The 21,611-nt window shown below is 63.0% G+C and carries 23 protein-coding genes; 8 read left to right on the top strand and 15 right to left on the bottom strand.

Features of this window, described 5'->3' with window-relative positions; translation table 11 throughout:
- Nucleotides 1–62: 62 nt before the first annotated feature.
- The 9 genes from AACQ43_RS14435 to nudF form a co-directional block, all read right to left on the bottom strand.
- Nucleotides 63–2,072 (bottom strand): FUSC family protein, encoded by a 2,010-nt coding sequence (locus AACQ43_RS14435; RefSeq protein ID WP_106551715.1) that lies wholly within the window; start codon nucleotides 2,070–2,072, stop codon nucleotides 63–65.
- Nucleotide 2,073: 1 nt separating this feature from the next.
- The gene (locus AACQ43_RS14430) at nucleotides 2,074–2,940 is read right to left on the bottom strand and encodes an efflux RND transporter periplasmic adaptor subunit (RefSeq protein ID WP_041216469.1); all 867 of its coding nucleotides are present in this window, start codon (nucleotides 2,938–2,940) and stop codon (nucleotides 2,074–2,076) included.
- The gene (locus AACQ43_RS14425) at nucleotides 2,933–3,151 is read right to left on the bottom strand and encodes a DUF1656 domain-containing protein (RefSeq protein WP_005305321.1); all 219 of its coding nucleotides are present in this window, start codon (nucleotides 3,149–3,151) and stop codon (nucleotides 2,933–2,935) included. The genes AACQ43_RS14430 and AACQ43_RS14425 overlap by 8 nt, the downstream gene beginning before the upstream one ends.
- 117 nt (nucleotides 3,152–3,268) lie before the next feature.
- Entirely contained in the window at nucleotides 3,269–3,670 is a 402-nt protein-coding gene (locus AACQ43_RS14420; RefSeq protein WP_010636042.1) for a GFA family protein, read from the bottom strand.
- Nucleotides 3,671–3,707: 37 nt separating this feature from the next.
- Nucleotides 3,708–4,331: an NUDIX hydrolase gene (locus AACQ43_RS14415; protein ID WP_168967697.1), complete on the bottom strand. Its 624-nt coding sequence runs from the start codon at nucleotides 4,329–4,331 to the stop codon at nucleotides 3,708–3,710.
- A 2-nt stretch (nucleotides 4,332–4,333) separates the two neighbouring features.
- Entirely contained in the window at nucleotides 4,334–4,921 is a 588-nt protein-coding gene (locus AACQ43_RS14410; RefSeq protein ID WP_168967696.1) for a YqiA/YcfP family alpha/beta fold hydrolase, read from the bottom strand.
- A 9-nt stretch (nucleotides 4,922–4,930) separates the two neighbouring features.
- A complete protein-coding gene (gene cpdA / locus AACQ43_RS14405) occupies nucleotides 4,931–5,749 on the bottom strand; it encodes a 3',5'-cyclic-AMP phosphodiesterase (protein ID WP_029302137.1) in 819 nt (272 codons plus the stop codon).
- A 26-nt stretch (nucleotides 5,750–5,775) separates the two neighbouring features.
- Nucleotides 5,776–6,177 (bottom strand): DUF1249 domain-containing protein, encoded by a 402-nt coding sequence (locus AACQ43_RS14400; protein WP_198426826.1) that lies wholly within the window; start codon nucleotides 6,175–6,177, stop codon nucleotides 5,776–5,778.
- Between the two features lie 46 nt (nucleotides 6,178–6,223).
- The gene (gene nudF / locus AACQ43_RS14395) at nucleotides 6,224–6,865 is read right to left on the bottom strand and encodes an ADP-ribose diphosphatase (RefSeq protein ID WP_168967695.1); all 642 of its coding nucleotides are present in this window, start codon (nucleotides 6,863–6,865) and stop codon (nucleotides 6,224–6,226) included.
- 306 nt (nucleotides 6,866–7,171) lie between these two features.
- On the opposite strand from nudF, the gene tolC reads away from it, so the two are divergent.
- On the top strand, nucleotides 7,172–8,497 hold the full coding sequence (gene tolC, locus AACQ43_RS14390) for an outer membrane channel protein TolC (protein WP_029302135.1): 1,326 nt from the start codon (nucleotides 7,172–7,174) through the stop codon (nucleotides 8,495–8,497).
- Between the two features lie 151 nt (nucleotides 8,498–8,648).
- On the opposite strand, the gene hldE is transcribed toward tolC, so the two are convergent.
- Entirely contained in the window at nucleotides 8,649–10,076 is a 1,428-nt protein-coding gene (hldE, locus tag AACQ43_RS14385) for a bifunctional D-glycero-beta-D-manno-heptose-7-phosphate kinase/D-glycero-beta-D-manno-heptose 1-phosphate adenylyltransferase HldE (protein ID WP_024943164.1), read from the bottom strand.
- A gap of 314 nt (nucleotides 10,077–10,390) precedes the next feature.
- Between hldE and lpxL the strand changes: the two genes are divergently transcribed.
- On the top strand, nucleotides 10,391–11,314 hold the full coding sequence (gene lpxL, locus AACQ43_RS14380; protein WP_168967694.1) for an LpxL/LpxP family Kdo(2)-lipid IV(A) lauroyl/palmitoleoyl acyltransferase: 924 nt from the start codon (nucleotides 10,391–10,393) through the stop codon (nucleotides 11,312–11,314).
- 152 nt (nucleotides 11,315–11,466) lie between these two features.
- The gene (locus AACQ43_RS14375; RefSeq protein WP_168967693.1) at nucleotides 11,467–11,934 is read left to right on the top strand and encodes an energy transducer TonB; all 468 of its coding nucleotides are present in this window, start codon (nucleotides 11,467–11,469) and stop codon (nucleotides 11,932–11,934) included.
- 107 nt (nucleotides 11,935–12,041) lie between these two features.
- On the opposite strand, the gene AACQ43_RS14370 is transcribed toward AACQ43_RS14375, so the two are convergent.
- Nucleotides 12,042–13,001 carry a CYTH domain-containing protein gene (locus AACQ43_RS14370; RefSeq protein WP_168967692.1) on the bottom strand — a complete coding sequence of 320 codons (960 nt, stop codon included), beginning with the start codon at nucleotides 12,999–13,001 and terminating at the stop codon, nucleotides 12,042–12,044.
- Nucleotides 13,002–13,170: 169 nt separating this feature from the next.
- On the opposite strand from AACQ43_RS14370, the gene AACQ43_RS14365 reads away from it, so the two are divergent.
- The 3 genes from AACQ43_RS14365 to ybaK all read left to right on the top strand — a co-directional run bounded on the left by AACQ43_RS14365 (nucleotide 13,171) and on the right by ybaK (nucleotide 15,749).
- The gene (locus AACQ43_RS14365) at nucleotides 13,171–13,851 is read left to right on the top strand and encodes a TIGR00153 family protein (RefSeq protein ID WP_005305357.1); all 681 of its coding nucleotides are present in this window, start codon (nucleotides 13,171–13,173) and stop codon (nucleotides 13,849–13,851) included.
- Nucleotides 13,852–13,874: 23 nt separating this feature from the next.
- Nucleotides 13,875–15,140: an inorganic phosphate transporter gene (locus tag AACQ43_RS14360; RefSeq protein WP_076361878.1), complete on the top strand. Its 1,266-nt coding sequence runs from the start codon at nucleotides 13,875–13,877 to the stop codon at nucleotides 15,138–15,140.
- A 147-nt stretch (nucleotides 15,141–15,287) separates the two neighbouring features.
- On the top strand, nucleotides 15,288–15,749 hold the full coding sequence (gene ybaK, locus AACQ43_RS14355; RefSeq protein WP_029302130.1) for a Cys-tRNA(Pro) deacylase: 462 nt from the start codon (nucleotides 15,288–15,290) through the stop codon (nucleotides 15,747–15,749).
- A 48-nt stretch (nucleotides 15,750–15,797) separates the two neighbouring features.
- Here the strand turns inward: ybaK and AACQ43_RS14350 are convergent, their stop codons facing one another.
- From AACQ43_RS14350 to AACQ43_RS14335, 4 genes are all read right to left on the bottom strand, one after another.
- Nucleotides 15,798–17,060 (bottom strand): DUF1479 domain-containing protein, encoded by a 1,263-nt coding sequence (locus AACQ43_RS14350; protein WP_168967691.1) that lies wholly within the window; start codon nucleotides 17,058–17,060, stop codon nucleotides 15,798–15,800.
- A 225-nt stretch (nucleotides 17,061–17,285) separates the two neighbouring features.
- Entirely contained in the window at nucleotides 17,286–18,008 is a 723-nt protein-coding gene (locus tag AACQ43_RS14345) for a GNAT family N-acetyltransferase (RefSeq protein ID WP_168967690.1), read from the bottom strand.
- Complete coding sequence (locus AACQ43_RS14340; RefSeq protein WP_168967689.1) at nucleotides 17,998–18,435, bottom strand: rhodanese-like domain-containing protein; 438 nt, start codon at nucleotides 18,433–18,435, stop codon at nucleotides 17,998–18,000. Before AACQ43_RS14340 ends, AACQ43_RS14345 begins: the two co-directional genes overlap by 11 nt.
- A gap of 17 nt (nucleotides 18,436–18,452) precedes the next feature.
- Nucleotides 18,453–18,920, bottom strand: a complete 468-nt coding sequence (locus AACQ43_RS14335) for an OsmC family protein (RefSeq protein WP_168967688.1) — start codon at nucleotides 18,918–18,920, stop codon at nucleotides 18,453–18,455.
- A gap of 128 nt (nucleotides 18,921–19,048) precedes the next feature.
- Here AACQ43_RS14335 and pdxR point away from each other — a divergent pair, with 128 nt between their 5' ends.
- Together pdxR and AACQ43_RS14325 are read left to right on the top strand one after the other, a co-directional pair.
- The gene (gene pdxR, locus AACQ43_RS14330; RefSeq protein ID WP_168967687.1) at nucleotides 19,049–20,473 is read left to right on the top strand and encodes a MocR-like pyridoxine biosynthesis transcription factor PdxR; all 1,425 of its coding nucleotides are present in this window, start codon (nucleotides 19,049–19,051) and stop codon (nucleotides 20,471–20,473) included.
- Between the two features lie 54 nt (nucleotides 20,474–20,527).
- Nucleotides 20,528–21,445, top strand: a complete 918-nt coding sequence (locus AACQ43_RS14325; protein WP_248281004.1) for a hypothetical protein — start codon at nucleotides 20,528–20,530, stop codon at nucleotides 21,443–21,445.
- Nucleotides 21,446–21,611 lie beyond the last annotated feature (166 nt).

Below are 21,611 nucleotides of genomic sequence, written 5' to 3'. Positions count from 1 at the left end.
TTGGACAAACCCGGCGGCGGCAAAGCTTGATCCGGACGGGGTAAGTCACCCCGCCAGCCCGTTCAGCGCGCCTCGGCCGCCACCGGCAGCGCCTGCTGCAACTGGGAGAGCGAGCTGTGCAGCCGCCACACCATGCCGGCCAGCTCCCGCGCCGTCGGCTCCCTGTGGTTGGCCAGGGCCGCGCTGATCCGCTGCAGCTCGCCCAGGGTGCGATCCAGGGAGGCGTGCTGCACTCCCTGCTCGGTGAGGATCCCCTGCAGAGAGCGGATGCAGTTGTCGCGCACCAGATAGAGGGGCTGATCCTCGCCGCGCCACTGACGCAGCTGCCAGACGATGTGGCTGCAGTTGAGCAGCACCACGCCCCAGCGCAGTACCCAGAGGCGGGCGGTCTGATCCTGGCTCTGGCTGAGCTGGCTGATGCAGTGATAGATGAGCGATTCGAACTGGCTCTCGCTCTGGCGCGGGGCCGGCTCCAGTTGATCCATGAAGTGGCGGCGCAGGGAGCGGATGAGGCGGCGGCTCTTGCGCCGATCCGAGCTCGGTCGCAGCAGCTGGAACGCCAGTCCGGCGCTCATCACCCCCAGCGCCTGCCCCAGGCTGCCATTGATGTACTGCAGGTAGTCGTAGCTCGGCGGATTGGTGATGGCAAGAAAGGAGCCGAGCAGCACGATGAGCTGGCCCCACAGCACCGCCTGCCTGGGCTGTTGCTGCTTGAACAGCTGCATGGTGATGAGCACGGGGAACAGCAGAGCGCAGAAGAGCCAGAAGTCGTCGAGGCGGATCATCAGGCCGAACTTGACCGCGAAGCAAATGAGGCTCAGCAGCAGGATCGCCTTGAGCATGGTGTTGGCCCCCTTGGCAGGCGCCGGGGTGGCCGAGTAGAGCACGCAGCAGATGGAGAGCAGGGTCAGCGCCGAGCTGCCCGCATCCCACTGGCTGTGGATCCAGAAGGCGCAGCCGAGCAGCACGCAGAGGAAGGTGCGCCCGCCGTTGTAGGCCGCCTCCAGCGTGTCGGTGTGGCTGGTAAGCGAAGAGTGGCGCGGCGGCGCCGGCCACTCCTGGTCGTCGTAGCGGGCCAGCCGATCCAGCCAGCGCTGACACTCCAGATAGCTCCAGCAGAAGTGGCGCAGCCGTCGCCAGAAGGTGTGCAGCCGGTAATCGCTGGCCGCCGTCGGCACCAAGGGGGCCAGCAGCCGGGCGATGCGGTACTTGTCACAGCCGGGCTGGCCCAGCTCGGCCAGCAGCCGCTCCAGCAACGCCTGCAGCCCCTCCGGTTGCGTCGGCCAGTTGTGCAGCATGCGGCGCTGGCTGGAGATGAGGCTGATGAGCCGCAGCTGGCGGTGCAGCAGGAAGTTGAGCAGCCGGTTGTGGCGGCGCAGCCGATGGTGGCTCCAGACCGCCTGGATGCGCAGCACGTTCATGGTGAGGATCTGGCCGATCAGCCCCTCGTGGGCGGTGCGCACCTCCGGGCTCGCCTCCCCCAGCCAGAGCAGCTGGGCATGCTCCAGCAGGCGGGCTTGGGTCTTGTGCAGCGACTGCAGCAGGGTCTCGCCATCCGAGGTGCTGGGCAGGATCATCATCAACAGGCCGCCGCAGAGGATGCCGATGATCACCTCGCTCACCCGCGCCTGGGCGATGTCGAAGATGTGCTGCGGGTCGGTCACGTTGACGCAGGAGAAGGCGATGATGGCGGCGGTGTAGCCCGCCAGCGCAAAGGCGTAGGAGACGTTGTTCTGATGGTGGTTGGAGATGTAGGTGCAGAGCGCCAGCCAGAGCGCGATAAGGAAGCTGAACAGCCAGGGATCGCTGATGCCAAGGCCGGTGATCACCACCGCCGCCATGGCGCCAATCAAGCTGCCCACTACCCGCCCCAGACTCTTGCTGATGACCCCGCCCACGGTGGGAAAACTCACCACGGCAGCTGACGTCATCGCCCAGTAGGGGGAGTCCAGCTCCAGCACGAAGGCCAGCCAGAGCGACAGGCACATCGCCAGGCTGTTGCGCAGGGCGTAGCGCCACTGGCCGCCATTGGCCTTGCCCCAGGGGGTCTGGCGCCAGAGCGAGGCGGCCACCTTACTCCCCTATGGTGATGGTGCAAGTGGTGCCTGCAATCAGCGTCAGCTCGGGCGGCACCTCCAGCAGCTTGATCCGCACCGGCACCCGCTGGGCCAGCCGCACCCAGGGCACGTTGGGTTTGACGTCCAGCAGCAGGTTGTCGGCCCCCTCCACGCTCTGATCGTGGATGGCACGCCCTATGCTCTCCACTTCGCCGCGCAGCCGCTGCTCCCCGCTGTAGAGCACCACCTCGGCCGGTTTGCCCGGCGCTATGTGCCTGAGCTTGGTCTCCTCGAAGTAGCCCTGCACGTAGAAGGAGTGGATGTCCACCAGCGCCACCAGCGGCACGCCGGCGCTGGCATAGTTGCCGACCCGGGTCTGCAGGTTGGTGATGTAGCCGTCGCTCGCGGCATGCACCCGGGTCTTGGCCAGCGACCATCTGGCCTGCTCCAGATTGGCCTGGGCCACCTGGTAGGCCGCCTTCATCGCCTGGGCATTGAGGCGGGCCTCATCCACCGCCTCGGCGGAGATGACGCTGCGCGACAGGCCGCTGCGCCGGCTCGCCTCATGCTCCGCCTTGTCGAGATCCGATTTGGCCTTGGCCAGCGCAGCCTGGGCGTTGTCCAGCGCAATCCGGTAGGGCTCGGGATCCAGGGTAAAGATCTCCTCCCCCGCCTTGACCAGCTGGTTGTCTTTCACCGCTATCTTGATGATCTTGCCCGACACCTCGGGGGTGATGCTGACCAGCTCGGCGCGCACCTTGCCATCCCGGGTCCAGGGCCCCTGCATGTAGTAGTTCCACAGCCACCAGCCCGCCGCCAGCGCCAGCGCGCAGACCAGCAGGGTAGAGAAGTATTTGAGGGTCGCGAGGGGTGATTTAGCCATGTAGCAATATCCATAGGGCGCCGCTGACGGCGAGGATAAACAGGGAGAGATCCATCAGCAGGGGATGCCAGACATCCCCGCCGTAGAGCCAGTCACGCAGCAGGTGGTGCACCGGCAGCCAGCCTAGCAGGCCGAGCAGCACCGCCTTGAACAGCGGTGGAAAGTAGAGAGAGGCGCCCAGGATCAGATCCGGCAGTGCTGAAGTTGTCACAAGCGGGCTCCCTGTTGGCAAGCGAGATAATGCGGACTCAAGGCCCGCCGTGCGGCGGGTCTGGCAAGACTATCACAGCCCCGCAGGGTGCTACAGGAGCAGATGAGACCCTGCCGGTCAGACCAGCCGATCCGCCGGATGGTTGATGCCGTCGAGCAGCGGCACCTCGCCCAGCTCGAATGGATTGACGCCTTCAAGGCAGGCGAGGTTGTAACCATACTGGGCCGGATTGGAGCGGCGCTGATGGTGGGTATAGATGCCGCAGATGCTGCAGAAGTAGTGTTTGGCGGTGCGGGTGTTGAACTGGTAGCAGCGCAGCACCTCCTCCCCTTGCAGGATGCGGATGCCGGACAGCGGCACCGAGGCGACGATGGCGCCCCGCCGTCGGCATAGCGAGCAGTCGCAGCGGCGCGGATCCACCACGCCGTCCGGCAGGGTCAGCTCCAGCACCACGGCGCCGCAGTGGCAGCTGGCCTTGTGTCGCTCCTGAATGGGGGTATTGCCGATGCGCTTGATCATGCCGCCTCCTTGCAGACAGGTTCATGCTCCGTACTAGTCAATCAAACAGGGTATCCTGCCGCTCCTGCAAAAGATGGTCGTACAGGGTGCGCAGCTGGGACGCCACGACCCGATGGCGGGAGAGCGGGGGCAAGTCGTCGATGGGGAAGTACCCCGCCCCTTTGGTTTCATCGGTTTCGCCCAGCAGCTGGCCGCCGGTCACCTCGCACAGGAAGAACGCCTTGTGCGCGTGAGGCAGCTGGGGCGGATGAGGGTGTTTTAGCTTGTCGAACAGCGCCAGCAGTTGCACCGCACAGCACTCAAGGCCGGTCTCCTCCACCACTTCGCGCACCACGGCCCCCGCCGGCGAGTCACCGATATCGCACCAGCCCCCCGGCAGCGTCCAGCAGCCGTCGCTGCGCTCCTGCACCAACAGGATATGGCCCGCATCGTTCTGAATGAAGGCCCGCACATCGAGCTTGGGGGTGGGATAACCGCGATCGAGAGCGATCCAGTCACTGATGGCTTCCGGTGCCAGCTCGCTCTGGCTGGCGATGAGCGCCACCGTGGCCGCTCGCAGCGCCTCGAAACGGCCGATATCGAAGGGGTCTTTGGAGTAGGTGAGGCCCGCTTGCGCCGTGGCCAGCACCTGTTCCAGAAAGGTGGCCAACGGCGGCTGCATGGCTAGAGCCCGAGGAAGCGGACGATCTGGGCGGGGTAGCGCTCGAACGCCACGAAGGCGTGGTCGCCACCGCACTCCAGCGAGAGCCGGGCAAAACGGTATTCGTCCAGCGCCTTGCGATAGTCGAGCACCTCGTCCTCCTGCTGTTGCAGCACCCAGAGTCGCTCTGGAGCGCTCACCGGTACCGCCAGCGCCCGCAGCTCATCCATGTGTTCAGGCAGCAGTTGATACTGCTCCCCCGTGTAGGGGTTGGTCTGGGGGCCGAGGTAGTCGCAGAGCAGCTCGTGCGGGCGCACCGCCGGGTTGATCAGCGCCGCGCGGCAGCCGTAGAACTCGCTGACCCGGGTCGCCATAAAACCGCCGAGGGAGCTGCCCACGGCGCCAAGTTTGAATTCGTTGCCATAACGGCTCTGCAGATCGGCAATAGTCTGCTCGATGGCCGCCCAGGCCGCCGCAGGCGTGTTGGGCTGGGCCGGGATCACCACCTCGATATCGGGTCTGTGCTCAGCCACCCAGGCAACCATCTGCTGCGCCTTGGCAGAACCGGGCGAGGAGTTGAAACCGTGCAGGTAGAGGAGAACGGGCTTCATCACGGCTCCTCAATAACCGGTGGCATTGGGGTCGGGCACGAACTGCCCCACCGGCAGACGCCACACCTGGCTGGCGATGCGGCCATCCGGGTAGAGGGTGAGGTAACGCCAACCCGGACCGGATTCGTCCAGCGCGAAGCCATCAGAGAGCGGTTTGAACTGGATGCAGGTGGAGGGGCTGGCGATCAGCCGCACCCCGCGGTGCACCTCGTCGAACTCCTGGTGGACGTGGCCAAACAGGATGGTCTTCTGCTGCGGGTGACGGGCCAGCACGGCGAACAGGTCGTCGGCATTCTTGAGATTGTGCTGATCGAGCCAGGTGCAACCCACCGGCACCGCCTGATGGTGCAGGGCGATCAGGGCATGGCGCTCGGGATGCTGGCGCAGCGCCTGATCCAGCGCCGCCAGCTGGTGATCCCCCAGCACCCCGTGAGGTTTGCCGCGCACCTGGGTGTCCAGCAGGATCACCTGCCAGTGCTCGCCCACCAGTTGCTTGGCCTCGCTGATGCCGGCCGCGTGCAGGTATTCGGTCATCAGGGGGCCATCGTCGTGGTTGCCGGGCAGCCAGTAGATGGGGCGCGCCAGCGGCGCCATCATGGAGGCGAAGCGCTGGTAGGACTCCGGACTGTGATCCTGAGAGAGATCCCCGGTGGCGAGGATCAGATCGAACGGATGGTCATTGGCCTGTACCCGTTCCAGCACGGCAGCCAGGCTCTCGGCAGTGCGCACGGCCAATAGCCGCCCCTCGGCACTCGCGAAGAGGTGGGTGTCGGTAATTTGCAACAGGCGCACACTGCCGTCCTGCGCCTGGGGTAGCTCTGTTTCCAAAATCACGCTTCTTTTTATGAGTTCAACTAGAGGATGTTTATCAGGCTGGTACCATGTCTGAGACAAAATTTTAGCCAATCGGCCAGAAACAGGTTTACCTGCTCCTTTTCATCCCGCTGGTGCATATTTTTATTGGGATAATCATAACGTGGTTGCAACCTTGAAATCTGTTGCGCCGCACACACTTCCGCCATCCGCACGTCATGGTACAAACGAATCTCTATCCGGGCCTGCAAATAACTCGGCAATTCCGGGTTGTGCTGGGCCAGGATCACTTGGCTGGTGAAGCGACTCTCCTCGCTCACCGTGAGCTGAAACTGCAGCCCGTTGCCCACCTGATAGCGGCGTTCGGCGCCGACACTGCCGCCCGGCGGCAGCAGTTTCATCAGGGTCATGTAGTTGACCTCACAGGTACGCTGCAAGGACATCAAATCAGGCACATAGCGCTTGGCCTGGGTATGAACGAGCGCCACCTCAGCGCCCCGCCAGCCAGCGGGCACGCAGCTCGCCGTGATTGAGAGCCAGCCACTGCAGAGCGATGACGGAGGCGGCATTGTCGATGCGCCCCTCTTTGAGCCAGGCATAGGCCTGCTCGCGGCTCACCACGTGGACCCGGATGTCTTCCCCCTCTTCCGCCAGACCGTGGATCCCCTCGGCCTTGCTGGCATCCACCTCGCCCACGTAAACCTCGATGCGCTCGGTGCTGCCGCCCGGGCTCACCAGATAGCTGATCGCGTGCTCGCAGCGGCCGACCTCGATGCCCGCCTCTTCCACTGCTTCGCGCCGCACCACCTCTTCAGCGACCTCGCCCGGGTCTATGATGCCGGCCACCAGCTCCAGCAGCCAGGGGGTGGCGCTGGTCTCGATGGCGCCGATACGAAACTGCTCCACCAGCACGATCTGGTCGCGTACCGGGTCGTAGGGCAGCAGGGCGGCGGCATGGCCGCGCTCGAACAGCTCGCGGACGATGGGCTCGTTCCAGCCCCCTGCAAATAACCTGTGCTGCAGATGATAGACGTTTACTTTGAAGAACCCGTTATATCCTGCTGATTTATCGATAATTTTCACATCATCGGCAGAGTAGTGACGGGTTTGGGGCAAGGCTTGCTGCGACATACGAGACTCCCGCCAGCTTGACTTGGCTCGGTTAGACCATAAAATCCGGGAACATGAATGAACATTCATTCACTCGCTCCCGTCGGAGATGAGGGATGGATTTTAGCAGCCACAGGACATTTGGCTAGGCACGAGGGGGAGAAAACTCACCCTCGTTCTTGACGTTCCTGTCGCTGGAAAAGAGACAGTTATCATAAAATTTTGCTTATAGTAGAGTGATTAAGCTGAAATCAAGCTTGCTCAGTGACAATACCCCTCCTTCATCCAGCGACAGCTTTGGGTTAATACATAAGGTTAAAACGATCTATGAAAAGAACACTCTTGTCAGCCATGGTGTTGCTGGGCGTCAGCGCCGGCGCCCATGCCGAAAACCTGCTCGATATCTACCAACAGGCCCAGATCAAGGACACCCAGCTGCTGGAATCCAAAGCCAAGCGTGACCAGGCCTTCGAGAAGATCAACGAATCCCGCGCCGCCCTCTTGCCGCAGATCAACCTGGGCGCCGGTCTGAACTACCTGCAAAACAAGGGTGATACCCAGACCAACAGTAACGCCACCGGTTCCCTGTCGCTGGACCAATCCATTTACCGCCGCAGCAACTGGGTCAACCTGAGCCTGACCGAGAAGAGCGCCACCCAGTCCGACGTGACCTACAACCTCGAAATCCAGAACCTGATGCTGCGTACCGCCCAGGCCTATTTCGACGTGCTCAAGGCGATGGATACCCTGGAGTTCGTGCGCGCCAACAAGGCCGCAGTGGAACGTCAGCTGGAACAGACCCAGCAGCGCTTCGAAGTGGGCCTGACCGCCATCACCGACGTGCACGAAGCCGAGGCCGAGCGCGATCAGGCGCTGGCGGACGAGATCAACGCCGAGAACACCCTGGACAACAGCTACGAGAGCCTGCGCGAGCTGACCGGTATCGACCACCGTCAGCTGGACGTGCTCAACACCGAGCGCTTCAGTCCGCAGAAGACTCCGTTCAACTCCGACAAGTGGCTGGAGCTGGCGCTGGACAAGAACCTGCAACTGCACAGTGCTCGCATCGGCAAGGACATCGCCAAGGAGCAGATCGATCTGGCCAAGACCGGTCATGAGCCGACCCTGGATCTGGGCGCCGGCCTCTCCAGCACCTACAGCGACTACAAGGACGAGATCCGCAACCCGGAGAGCAACGCCAACCAGGCCAACATCGGTCTGAACTTCAAGCTGCCGCTCTACAGCGGCGGGGCAACCACCTCCCAGGTCAAGCAGTCCCAGTTCAACTACGTGGCCGCCAGCGAACAGCTGGAGCGCAGCTTCCGCAACGTGCAGAGCACGGTTCGCTCCTCCTACAACAACGTGAACGCCAGCATCGGCTCGGTGCGCGCCTACGGCCAGTCCGTCATCTCCGCTGACAGCGCCCTGAAGGCGACCGAGGCCGGTTACGAAGTGGGTACCCGTACCATCGTCGACGTGCTGGACTCCACTCGCAAGCTGTACCAGGCCAAGCAGAAGCTCTCCGAGGCCCGCTACAACTACATCCTCAGCATCCTCTCCCTCAAGCAGGCCGCCGGCACGCTGGAACAGAAGGATCTGGAAGACGTGAACCAGGGGCTGATGCCCGCCGCTCAGGCCAAGAACAAATCCTGATCCGGTTCATGACGACAAAAAGGCGACCAGAGGGTCGCCTTTTTCATGTCTGTTCATCGCCAGGAGTGCGTTGGCCAGGGCCTACCAGGCAACATCATGTCGCCGGCCCGGCAGCCCCATCAAAAAACCCGACCTTGGCCGGGTTTTGCGCTTAGCCGCGTTCGCGGATGGTCTTGATGATGTCGCTGGTGGAGCAGCCATCCTCGAAGTTGAGGACCCGCACCTCGCCGCCGTTGGCGGTCACCTCGGCGTAGCCGGCAATCTCTTCCGGCTTGTAGTCGCCGCCCTTGACCAGCAGATCCGGCAGCACCTCGGCGATCAGCCGCTGCGGGGTGTCCTCGGAGAAGGGCACCACCCAGTCCACGGCCCCCAGCGCGGCCAGCACGGCCATCCGGCGCTCGGTCGGATTGACCGGACGACCCGGCCCCTTGAGGCGGCGCACCGACTCATCGGTGTTGACCGCCACGATCAGGCGATCCCCCAGCTTGCCGGCATTGGCCAGGTAGGAGACGTGACCGGCGTGCAGGATGTCGAAGCAGCCGTTGGTCATCACTACCTTCTCGCCACGCAGACGGGCGGCCTGCACGGCAATCTTGAGCTGGGCTTCGGACATGACGCCAAAGCCGGTCTCCTGCTCGGTGTAGAGGGCGTTGGCCAGCTCGACCGGGCTGACGGTGGAGGTCCCCAGCTTGCCGACCACGATGCCGGCGGCGGTGTTGGCCAGGGCACAGGCTTCGTCCAGGCTCTTGCCGGCGGCCAGCGAAGTGGCCAGGGTGGAGATGACGGTATCACCGGCACCGGTCACGTCATACACCTCGTGGGCCTGGGCCGGCAGGTGCAACTCGGGTTGGCCTTCGCGGATCAGGGTCATACCGTTCTCGGAACGGGTGACCAGCAGGGCCTCCAGTTCGAAACGCTTGACCAGTTCCAGCCCCTTGGCAACCAGTTCTTCTTCACTCTTCACCTTGCCCACCACGGCCTCGAACTCGGACATGTTGGGGGTCAGCAGGGTGGCGCCGCGGTACTTCTCGAAATCGGTCCCCTTGGGATCGACCAGCACCGGGATGCCGGCAGCGCGAGCGCGCTGGATCATGCCGGGTACGTCGTTGAGGGCGCCCTTGCCGTAGTCGGAGAGGATCATCACGTCGCTATGCGGCAGCGCCTGCTCGACCTTGCCCATCAGCAGGGTGGAGTCCACATCGTGGAAGGCCTCTTCAAAGTCCAGACGTAGTAGCTGCTGGTTGCGCGACAGCACGCGCAGCTTGGTGATGGTCGGGTAGTCGGCCAGACGAACGAAGTCACAGGCGACCTTGACGCCAGCCATCTGGCCAGCCAGGGCATCGGCAGCCTCATCCTGACCGGTCAGACCCAGCAGCACAGCGTGAGCGCCCAGCGCGGCGGAGTTGAGCGCCACGTTGGCGGCGCCACCCGGGCGCTCCTCAATGTGTTCAACCTTGACCACGGGCACCGGTGCCTCGGGCGAGATCCGGCCGGTGGGGCCATGCCAATAACGGTCCAACATGACATCGCCAACGACCAGAACGCGGGCTTTTTCAAACTCGGGCAGGGTGATCTTCATCTGTATCGACTCTCAAAACCTGAAAAATCAGTCGCCGATTTTATCACACTCTTTTATTTGAGGGAGAAAAAGCAAACCTGCAGTTTCCATTAAGAACGCGGAAGGAAACCTGTAGTTACCCTTCGCGCCACGCGAAGAAGCCGCAAGCAGCCCCTCTGACCAGCACATAGCCATTCGCTCCCGACCCCGCTTTTCGGCTAGAATCCCCGCTTGCGAATAAAACGATCCGTTCAGGATCCCCACGTGCCTTTATCGCCTTCCCTTATTCGACCGGGCTTGCCCGGTGCATGGCGATTGCGAACAAGAGACTTTTCATGGCCCACGACAATGCTCCCCGCCTCGAACCCCGCCTGTTTCATCCCCGCTACTGGGCCAGCTGGTTCGGCCTCAGCCTGCTCTGGCTGCTGGTGCTGTTGCCCTGGCGCAGCCAGATGTGGCTAGGACGCCAGCTCGGCAGTCTGGCCCGTAAGCTGTTGAAATCCCGCGTCAAGATTGCCCGCCGCAATCTGGAACTGGCGATGCCAGAGCTGACCAAGGATGAGCGCGAGAAACTGCTCAAACAGAATTTCGAGAGCGTGGGCTGCGCCATCTTCGAAGTCGGCATGGCCTGGTTCTGGCCGGACTGGCGGATGCGCAACCTGATGAAGGTAGAAGGGGAAGAGCACGTCATCGCCGCCATGGAGAAGGGTCAGGGCATGCTGCTGCTCTCCTGCCATTTCCTCACGCTGGAGCTCAACGCCCGCTGCTTCGGCCTGGTGCGGCCCGGGGTCGGTGTCTATCGTCCCAACACCAACCCGGTGCTGGAGTATGCCCAATACCACGGTCGCTGCGCCTCCAACAAATACCTGGTGGACCGGATGGATGTGAAGGGGATGATCAAGGCGCTGCGCAACGGCGATGCGCTCTGGTATGCGCCGGATCACGACTACGGTGCCCATGCCAGCGTGTTCGTGCCCTACTTCGCGGTCGAGCAGGCCGCCACCATCACCGGCACCGCTACCCTGGCGCGGGTGAAAAATACCGTCACCCTGCCCTGCTACAACATTCGCACCAGCGAGGGTTACACCCTGCATATCGGGGCGCCGCTCGCCGACTATCCCAGCGGCGACGACCTGGTCGATGCGGCCTGTGCCAACCGCGAGATTGAGGCGGCCGTGCGCAAGGCGCCAGAGCAGTACATGTGGCTGCACCGCCGCTTCAAGACCAGGCCCAACCCGGACGATGCGGGCTATTACTGAGTGGGAAAAAACCGAAAAAGCCGCCGAAAGGCGGTTTTTTCTGGTCTGTCGCCGGTAAAGGGTTTTCATTCGTGGCTGAATATTTTATTAATGGCCCTGCCGAGCGGCGGGCCCAGGCCCGCCAGCAATACCAATAACGAAGGGAAGCGAACATGAAAACCACTCTTTTGCTGGGCGCCCTGTGCGCATTGACCGGCTGCAGCCAGCAGACCCACAGCGTCCATCTGACCTCCCTCCCCTTAAGCGATCTCAAGGAAGTGAACGCCCAGTGGAGCCAGCTCACCCGGATGGAATCCCGCTACCCCAAAGAGGCCATCCTGGCCGGGCAGACCGGTTGCAGCTCGCTAGAGTACGTGATCAATCCGGCGGGACGGGCCGAACAGATCCGGGTACTGGACAGCAGCGACCCGCAGTTCAGCGACGCCGCCATCGCCGTATTGCAGCAGTGGCAATGGCAGGCCACCCCCACCAACTCGCAGCACATTCCGGTAAAATCCCGTACCCGCTTCGAATTTTGCATCGAGCACAACGGCCAGCCCTGCGACACCAGCGAACTGGAACTGCGCTGCCAGGGGGAAGACGTGGTGCGCAGCACCGGGCTGATCTACACCCAGGTCTGAATCAGCCGCGTAGACCTCCATTGCCAGCCCGCTGGCTCTATCGACAGCTAAAGAAAAAGGTGAGCCAAGCTCACCTTTTTACATTGCAGGTGCTGCGACACAGCCCATCACCCTTGCTGGTGCAGCCAAGCCGCGATGGCCAGTTGCAGGCGCACATAGTCGGCCTGAAGGAACAGGGCCGGCAACGCCAGCTGCCAGTCGGCCTGTCCGGCGACCGAGGCCAGCCGCGGCCCGAACCGGGTTAGCTCCACCAGCCAGTCCGCTGCCGGCAACCTGCCGGCCGCCTCGGCAATCAGGTCCATGCCCAGGCGCAGCTGCTGCAACGCCAACCCCTGCGCCTCGGTGCTCGTCTGTTCCAGCCAATACTGCTCGTGGTGCTGCCAGTGCTGCAGGCCGAGAGTGATACGCTCGGCCGCACTCAGGTCGGTCATCGCAGGCAAGGCTTGCAGCGCCAGCGGCTTGCCGAGCCCAGCCAGCCGATAACCACGCTGAGCCTTGGACTGAGCCCCGAGCCGCAGGCCGCCAAGCCCGGCCAACTGCTCTGCCAAGCCGAACAGGGCACTCGCCTCGCCGGATTTGAGCTCAAGCTCAAGCTCGTCGATGCGACTCTTGCCGAGCACGCCGACGATCTCCCCTTGATCCCAGGCCAGCTCAATTTCGGCTCCCTCGAAGGCGATCAACCAGTGGCGACGCTGGAAGTCGGTACGAAACTGAGCCACCAGGGCTCCCTGGATTGCATCGCGAGCGGAAAGACTCGGCCAAATCTCGTCAGGAAAAGCGTCAAGCGCGGGCATATCGCCAGCGACCGGAGCATTGTATTCAGGTCTGGCATGCAATCCGCCCACCGCCTGGCCCCGACATTTAATCGTCTGCTCGGCGAAATCATCGCTGCGACGGATCCGCAATCCCATCTCCAGGCGGCGCAAATCCAGCGCTGGCGTATCAAAATAGACATTGCCGAGCTCGGCTTGAGAGTTGGATATAATTTCCAGTGAATTCAGAAGGTTGAAAAAAGGCTGTCGAATATCTCGGGAGACAAAAAACTTTATCTCGATCTCAGTTTGCATAGTCATTCCGGGCTGGCAGGCAACTTTGGGGGGCGTGATGCTAAGCGCGAGGATATAATGCCTGCGATACATCAGGATTAATTCACGGTTTTATTGATGGCGCAGTTCGGTTACCATGCGCCCCTCATAAAATCGTATCGAGTGTTTTTTCACCGACACAGGTTTGGCCATGCCAGTAAATACTATTTTGGGGCTTTTTGCCAAGTCCCCCATCAAGCCGCTGCAGAAGCATATCGTCAAGGTTCACCAGTGCTCCCAGCAGTTGGTTCCCTTTTTTGATGCCGTTGCCGAAGACCGTTGGGAAGATGCCGAGAAGATCCGGCAGCAGATTGCCCAGCTGGAAAAAGAAGCGGACATCCTCAAGCGTGAAATTCGTCTGAAGCTGCCTCGCGGCCTGTTCCTGCCGGTTGCTCGTACCGACCTGCTCGAACTGCTGACCCAGCAGGACAAGATTGCCAATCGTGCCAAGGATATTTCCGGCCGCATGCTTGGTCGTAAAATGGAATTCCCCTCCGAGATGCGTGCCGATTTCATGGCCTATCTCAAACGCTGTATCGATGCGACCGCCCAAGCCGAGAAAGCCATCGGAGAACTCGATGAGCTGCTCGAAACCGGCTTTAAAGGACGTGAAGTTGAAATGGTTGCCGAGATGATCCACCAGCTGGATCTTATCGAGGACGATACTGACACCATGCAGATCGGGCTGCGCCAACAGCTGCAAGCCGTTGAGCAGAAATACAATCCGATCGACGTTATGTTCCTCTACAAGATCCTCGAATGGGTAGGTGACCTGGCAGATCAGGCCGAGCGCGTTGGCGCCCGTCTGGAACTGATGCTGGCTCGTTCGTAATCGACTGACTGGGTAAACACTGAATGGACATTATCGCGAATTACGGCACCACCCTGGTGCTCGTGGCGGCCTTGTTCGGCTTTTTGATGGCCTGGGGTATCGGCGCGAATGACGTTGCCAACGCCATGGGCACGTCGGTCGGCACCAAATCCCTGACCATCCGTCAGGCCATCATCATCGCCATGATCTTCGAGTTTGCCGGTGCCTATCTGGCCGGCGGCGAAGTGACCGCAACCATCCGCAACGGCATCATCGACAGCAACGCCTTTGCCGATACGCCGGATCTGCTGGTGCTCGGCATGATAGCCTCCCTGCTGGCTGCGGGCGCCTGGTTGATCCTGGCCTCCTACTTCGGCTGGCCCGTCTCCACCACCCACTCCATCATCGGTGCCATCGTCGGTTTCGCCGTGGTGAGCATTGGCCCGGAAGCGGTGCAGTGGAGCAAGTTTGGCGGCATCGTCGGCTCCTGGATCATCACCCCGGCCATCTCCGGCGTCATCGCCTACTTCATGTTCATCAGCGTGCAGAAGCTTATCTTCAACACCGATGATCCGCTGAACAACGCCAAACGCTACGTGCCGTTCTACATGTTCCTGACCGCGCTGGTGATCTGCCTGGTGACCATCAAGAAGGGGCTGACCCACGTCGGTCTGCACCTGACCGATGGCGAGGGCATCCTGCTCTCCGTCGCCATCTCCATCGCAGTGGCGTTTGCCGGCTGGCTCTACATTCGTGGCCAGCAGTACAACCCGCAGGATGACAGCAAGATGCACTTCGCCAACGTGGAGAAGGTGTTCGGCATCCTGATGATCATCACCGCCTGTGCCATGGCCTTTGCCCACGGCTCCAACGACGTGGCCAACGCCATCGGCCCGCTCTCCGCTGTCGCCTCCATCGTGGCGGCCGGCGGCGAGATCGGTGGCAGCTCTCACATCGCCTGGTGGATCCTGCCGCTCGGCGGCATCGGCATCGTCATCGGTCTGGCCACCATGGGCGAGAAGGTGATGGCCACCGTCGGTACCGGCATCACTCACCTGACGCCGAGCCGCGGCTTCGCCGCCCAGCTGGCCACCGCCGCCACCGTGGTGATCGCCTCCGGCACCGGTCTGCCGATCTCCACCACCCAGACCCTGGTTGGTGCGGTCATGGGCGTGGGTCTGGCGCGCGGTATCGCGGCGCTGAACCTGGGCGTGCTGCGCAACATCGTGGTCTCCTGGGTCATCACCCTGCCTGCGGGCGCCATCCTGGCCATCGCCATCTTCTACGTGCTGCAGATCTGCTTCTCCTGAGGTGCGCTGCAATGAAAAGCCCGGGTCATTGACCCGGGCTTTTTTTACTTTGGCGCGCTCATCCACCCCTTGGGAACGCGAGCAACTTGCATCACCCGCCCCACAGGCGCAGACTGTTTGGCCTTGTTTCGACTCAAGGCACCCATCATGACGCCAGCCATCAACCTGCTGAAGAAGCTCAAGATCCCCCACAAGCTCTACCCCTACGAGTGCGAAGCCCACGACGACTTCGGCAAGCATGCCGCGACCCAGCTCGGCCTGCCGGAAGCCCAGGTGTTCAAGACCCTGATCGCCCATCACGACAAGCAGGCAGTGGTGGCCATCGTCCCCTCGTCCGGCCTGTGCAGCCTCAAACAGCTGGCCAAGGCCACCGGTCTCAAGAAGGTGGAGATGATGAAGCCGGCAGAAGCCGAGAAGCTGACCGGCTACAAGGTCGGCGGCATCAGTCCGCTGGCCCAGAAGAAGCTCTTGCCCACCGTGCTCGACGACTCGGCCATGCAGTTTGACGAGATCCTGGTGAGCGGTGGCAAGCGCGGCCTCTCGGTAGGGGTAGCGCCTGCTGACATGCTGCGCCTGATGAAGTGGATCGCCGCCCCCATCGGGGAATAGAAACGTGAGCGGGCCCGCCACTGCGCAGGCCCGCCCGGCCAGCCTCGTTTACGGGAGCATGCCCAGTGCGCGGCGACCATGGTCGTTCAGATCGGCCAGGGTGAAGCGCCCCTGCCAGTCGGCCTCGTAATCTTCGCGAGGAAAGTCGCCAGGCGAAGTTCCCTGCTCCAGCGCTTGGCGCACCAGGCGGGCATAGGCCATGTTCTTCTCGCAACGGGGCGCCGCCGGAATATACATGACGTTGCCCCACCCCTGCTGCTGCTCCACCGCTGCCACGCCGTGGATCAGGTCGCAGTGCCACCAGACCGAATCCCCTGCCGTCACCGCCGGGATCGAGGTCATCGCCCGCAGCAACAGCGGATGCCAGGTCTCGGAGACCGGCAGCACCTTGCCCGGCGCGACACCGCACAACTCATCCTCCGGCACGTCGGGCTGCAGCGGCCGCAGCAGCACGTAGGCCATCGCCTCGGGGATCGGCACTACGTGCAACAATCCCTGCCCCGGCAACATGTCGGAGAGCGCCGTCCACCCCTGGAAGGTACGAAATACCGAACACTTGGTGGTGTTCTCCACACTGTACTCCTCGACCTCGGTGCGATGGGCCGCATCCCAGGGATCGTAGGCGGCTATGTCCCCCCGAAAAATCGACGCAAACACCTGCTGGTAGGCCGGCAGCAACCAGCGTTCGAGGGCCCCCGAGTCGGTATGGGCACCCAGCCCGCGAGAACAGGTACCGGGCGGACGGCGGCGAATGCGATCGGGATAGATGATGCTCACGTCCGGGTCGAACCAGTTTGTCCCATCCGGCCGCTCGAACTGCCACAGGCGGTTCAGGAACGACTGCACGGTCGCCATCTCGTCGCTCTGGCGCGCCTCCATCTGGGCCCGTGACCAGTAGATGGGGTAAATCTCGGGGCGCGATGCGGCAAGGGAGCCGAAGAAACTGTCGCCGGGGCCGCGATACAGCTCATCAAAGCGGTTGAGATCCAGGTAGTCGAGCATGTCGCGATCCCAGGCCAGCGCCCGTTCCCGTGCAAAGTGCCCGCGGATCACCAGGCAGCCGCGCCGCCGTATGGCTGCACGCTCGGCCTCGCTGACCTGGCCCGCCGCCAGCGCCTGGTAATCCAGTTCTGGCCACACCGGCTCACCACGGGCTCGCAACGCTTCCACCTCGGCCACCCGCGCCTCGATGCGGCGGCTGACCTCGGCAAAGACCGCCTCCACGTCGCCGAGTTGTGCGCGCAGGGCTTGTTTCATCTGACGGATGGCCGCCTTGTGATCGGCGGGCAACTGGGTATGGATGACGCTCATCTTGCCTCCTGGATAATGGACGAAAACCAGCAAGTTACTTTCGTTCGAAATTGCATTCAATTTCAAAAACAAGATACATTAAAAAAATGTTAATACAATCCTCTCCGCACTCGAGCAGTGAAGACGCAGCGAAATAGCAGTGAAGAAAATAGAAGCGAAGGGAGATCAGCAGCGAGAAGACAAGACGGCAAAAACAACAGGGCGGCCATGGCCGCCCTGGTTTATTCAAGCGCCGCGCAAGGCGGCCGTGAGGGTCGAGAGGCGCAGGTGCTGGTGCCCCTGCGCATCGAAGTTGTCAGGCGCCAACCAGCGCTCGAAGCAAGCCTGCAGCGCCGGCCACTCACTGTCGATCACCGAGAACCAAGCGGTATCGCGCGTGCGCCCCTTGTCCACCCGGCTCTGGCGAAAGGTCCCCTCATAGCTGAAACCAAGGCGCAGCGCCGCCTGCCAGGAGGGCTGGTTGAAGGCATTGCACTTCCATTCGTAACGCCGATAACCGAGGGAAAAAGCATTGGCCATCATCAGCGCCATGGCCGCCGTCGCCAGCCGCGAGCGCTGCAAGGCCGGGGAAAAGTGCAGCCAGCCCACCTCGATGCTGCCGGCCAGGGGGTCGATGCGCAGGTAGCTGGCCAGCCCCAGCGGCTGTTCACCATGCTCGTCGAAGATGGTGTAGAACTGGGGATCGCTCTTGGCGGCGCACTCTCGCAGCCAGACCAGCATGTCCGCTTCTGTTGCATAAGGGCCTGTAGTCAGGTAGGTCCACATGGCCCCACTGTCGGCGTTGAAGGCCTGCCACAGACCGGGGCCGTGACGCTCAGGATCCAGCGGCTCCAACCGGCAACCCCAGCCGTTGAGGGGGCGACGGGGCGGAAACTCGGCGCCCCGCCAGTCTGGCAGCGGCGCACCGACCGGCTGGCCGAACTCGTTCAGATGGATATCAGCAGCCACAGGCAATCCCTCCCGTTTGCAGCCCCCCCGCTTCGCTACCGGTGGCGACGGCAAAGCCGTCCTGCCGCCACCAGTGCAGGCCGCCGAGCAGCTCCTTGACTTGAAAACCGAGCGCCGCCAGCTTGTAGGCGCCCCGGGTCGAGCCGTTGCAACCGATGCCGTCGCAATAGCAGACATAGACCTTGTCCCGCGCCAGCGCAGCCGTGGTGGCCGGGTTCATGGTGACATGGGGGAAGCTGATGGCGCCGGGGATGTGTCCCTCAGCATAGTGACCGGCAGAGCGGGTGTCGATGACGACGATCCGCTCTTCGCCGGCCAGCAGATCGGCGGCCAGATCCGCCGGATCGGTGCGCAAGGCCAGCTGGGCCTCGAAGAAAAGGCGGGCTTGTTCGGCACTGGCCAGCCCGCTGCTCAATACATGACTCATAGTGACGCTCCTTGTACTCAAACCCGAATCCGGGTGGTAATGTCGGTGGTGACCGAGTTGGCGATGAAACACTCCTCGTGTGCCTGGTGGTGCAACTGCTCCAGTGCGGCCAGATCCGGCTGACGTTCACCGCCGAACTGCGCCAGCGGCTGCAGGGTGACCCGGGTGATGGCCTGACGACCGCGGGCATTGGCTTCCATGATGCCCACCGCCTCGTCCCGGTAGCTCTCCACCAGATAGCCCGCCCTGGCCGCCAGCCAGAGGAAGGTAAGCATGTGGCAGCTGGAGATCGCCGCGACGAAGGCCTCTTCCGGGTCGACGTTCTCGGCCACCGACCAGGGCAGCGGCACCACGTGGGGAGACGAGGAGGCGGGCACCCTGACGCCGCCGTCGAACTCCCACCAGTGGGCCCGGCTGTAACCTTGATCGACGAAGGGCTCGCTGGCCCCGCGCTGCCAGCTGATGGTGGCGCTGTACTCCGACATGCAGACTCCTTTCATTGCCAATAGTTGTGAATACCGAACCTTGAGCCTCAATGTAGCGACATAATGGCCTTGCCACGCCGACCAATTTTGCCAATATGAGCAGACCAATTAGCGCCCGGGAGATCCCCATGCCTGCCCTGCCCACCCTGTTTGCCACCCAGCAAGCCAGCGATCTGCCGCTGCACGAACAGCTGGTCCGTACCCTGCGCTCGGCCATGCTGGCCGGCCACCTGCCCCAGCACAGCCGGCTGCCCGCCAGCCGCATGCTGGCCGCCGATCTGGGGGTCTCCCGCAGCACGGTGGAGCTGGCCTATGGCCGGCTGGAGGCAGAGGGCTATCTGGTGCGCAAGGTGGGGGCCGGCAGCTTCGTGGCGCTGGCCGCGGTCTCCCCGACTCCGCGCCCGCCCCAGTCAGCGGCCGGTCTGTCACGCCGAGGTCAGGAGATGGCCAACAGCGGCGCCTGTCACGACGTGCCCGAGGTGGGCCGCTCCTTTGCTTCCAGCCAGCCGGATCCCCGCCTCTTCCCCCAGGCCCTGTGGGGCCGGTTGATGCAACAGCAGTGGCGCCGGCACGCCGGCAACTGGATGAATTACGGGGAGCCGCAGGGGCTGGAGGCGCTGCGCGGCGCCATCAGCAGCTATCTGGTGCAATCGCGCGGCGTGGTGTGCGAGCCGGACCAGATCCTGATCCTCACCAGCTCCCAACAGGGGATCCTGCTGGCGACCCAGCTGCTGATCGATGCCGGCGATACCGTCTGGGTGGAGGATCCCGGCTACCCCGGGGCCCGCACCGCCATGGAGAGTGCCGGCGCCCGGGTGCACCCGGTGCCGGTGGATGAAGAGGGACTCAACCCGCAGGGGGAACCCCCGGCGCCACGGCTCATCTACACCACGCCGGCCCACCAGTATCCGCTCGGCGTGCCCATGAGCCTGCCGCGGCGGATGGCGCTGCTGGCCGAGGCCGAGCGGCACGGCGCCTGGATCCTGGAAGACGACTACGACGGCGAGTACCAGTACGATCAGCGGCCACTCCCCGCCCTGCAGGGGCTGGATGGTCAGGGACGGGTGCTCTATGTGGGCACCTTCAGCAAGGTGTTGTTCGGCTCGCTGCGCCTCGCCTACCTGGTACTGCCCAGGCCGCTGATGGAGTCCTTCTGTAGGGCCCGGGCCGCGGTCGACGGCCACAGCAACCAGCTGCTGCAGGCGGTCACCGCCGACTTCATCCGCGCCGGCCACTTCGCCACCCACCTGCGCCAGAGCCGGCTGGTCTACCAGAGCCGCCGCGACCTGCTGCTGGCCGAGCTGGCCAGCCACTGTCCCGCCCTCACCCCCATTCACAGCGGAGCCGGCCTGCAATGTGCCGTGCTGCTACCCCCCGGCGGCGAGGCTCGCTGGACAGAGGCCGCCAACGCACAGGGGCTGGGGCTTCGCCCCCTCGGCCAGTTCTACCTGGGCCCGCCGACGCAGGAGGGGTGGCTGCTCGGCTTTGCCTCCCTCGACAACCAGGCCTTGCGCCGTCTCTGCCGCCAGCTGGGAGTGTTGCTGCAGATCTGATCTGCGCTCACGTTTCCCGCTCGCAGTCTACCGCGCCAGATCCATCGAACTATAATGGGAGGCATCATGTCGTCGGGCCTAGCCAAGATGTATCGATTGTCGTTGTTGCTCCTCTCACTTGTCTTCTCTCCCCTGCTGCTCGCCAGCAGCCGTTTCAGCCTCATTGGCCCGGAAAGCCACGGTGATGAACGCATGCGTTATTACCGCGATGTGATGACTCTGGCGCTTGAAAAGACCCGGCCGGAATATGGTGATTACGAGCTGGTCACCTCATTGAGAATGAACAAGGCCCGCATGCGTCTTGAGGTACAGAAGCGCGGCAAGGAGGCGCTCTTTATCGTCGACAGCTGGCCGCTGCAATCCCAGCATGGACAGGCCGCCTTCATCCCCTTTCCCATCGACTTCGGCATTCTTGGCTATCGTATCTGCTTTGTGAGCGAGCAAAAGGCTGAGACGCTGGGCAGGGTTGCCACCCTCGCTCAGTTGCAAGACTTCACCCAGGTTACCGGCAGTGGCTGGCAGGATGCCGACATCCTGCGCCGAGGTGGCTTCAAGGTGCGTGAGGTGGATAACTACGAATCCCTTTTTCGCATGGTAGCCCGTGGTCGCAGCGACCTCTTTTGCCGCGGCGCCAACGAAATCTTGCCCGAATGGCAGGCTCATCAGCTCCTGCAGCCCACACTGCGCGTCGACAGCCATGTTGCTATCTTCTACCCCCTCATTCACGTGCTCTACAGCCACGCCAGCTATAAAAAGGAGCGCGCGCGACTTCAACGAGGCATACTGCTGGCCTGGCAAGATGGCTCTTTGCAACGACTCTGGCGCGATCATTTTCGTGACTCCCTGCTGTTTGCCAATCTGGGACAGCGCCGCATATTCCGGCTGGCGAACCCACTGCTGCCGGAACAGGGGTTCGACTACCGGCCCTATTTGTATGATCCTGCACGAGATGACTTCGGCATTGCACCCTAAAGGATCGTCGAGTCGACAATGCCAACCCTGGAGGGACCCACCATGAGCTACTTGAGTCTCCTGTTGCTGTTCTGACTGCTGCCAGCCTGCGGCCGGGCTTGCATCGACAACAGCGACTCTCCCACCTGGCTGCCAGCGCATCTGGAATACTGTCGAAACCGTGCGC

Origin of the sequence: Aeromonas sp. DNRA1 (assembly GCF_963888745.1) — a bacterium.
Classification (GTDB): domain Bacteria; phylum Pseudomonadota; class Gammaproteobacteria; order Enterobacterales; family Aeromonadaceae; genus Aeromonas; species Aeromonas hydrophila.
Note: the sequence above shows the minus strand (reverse complement) of the source record. Positions and strands in the feature narration are given on the sequence as shown.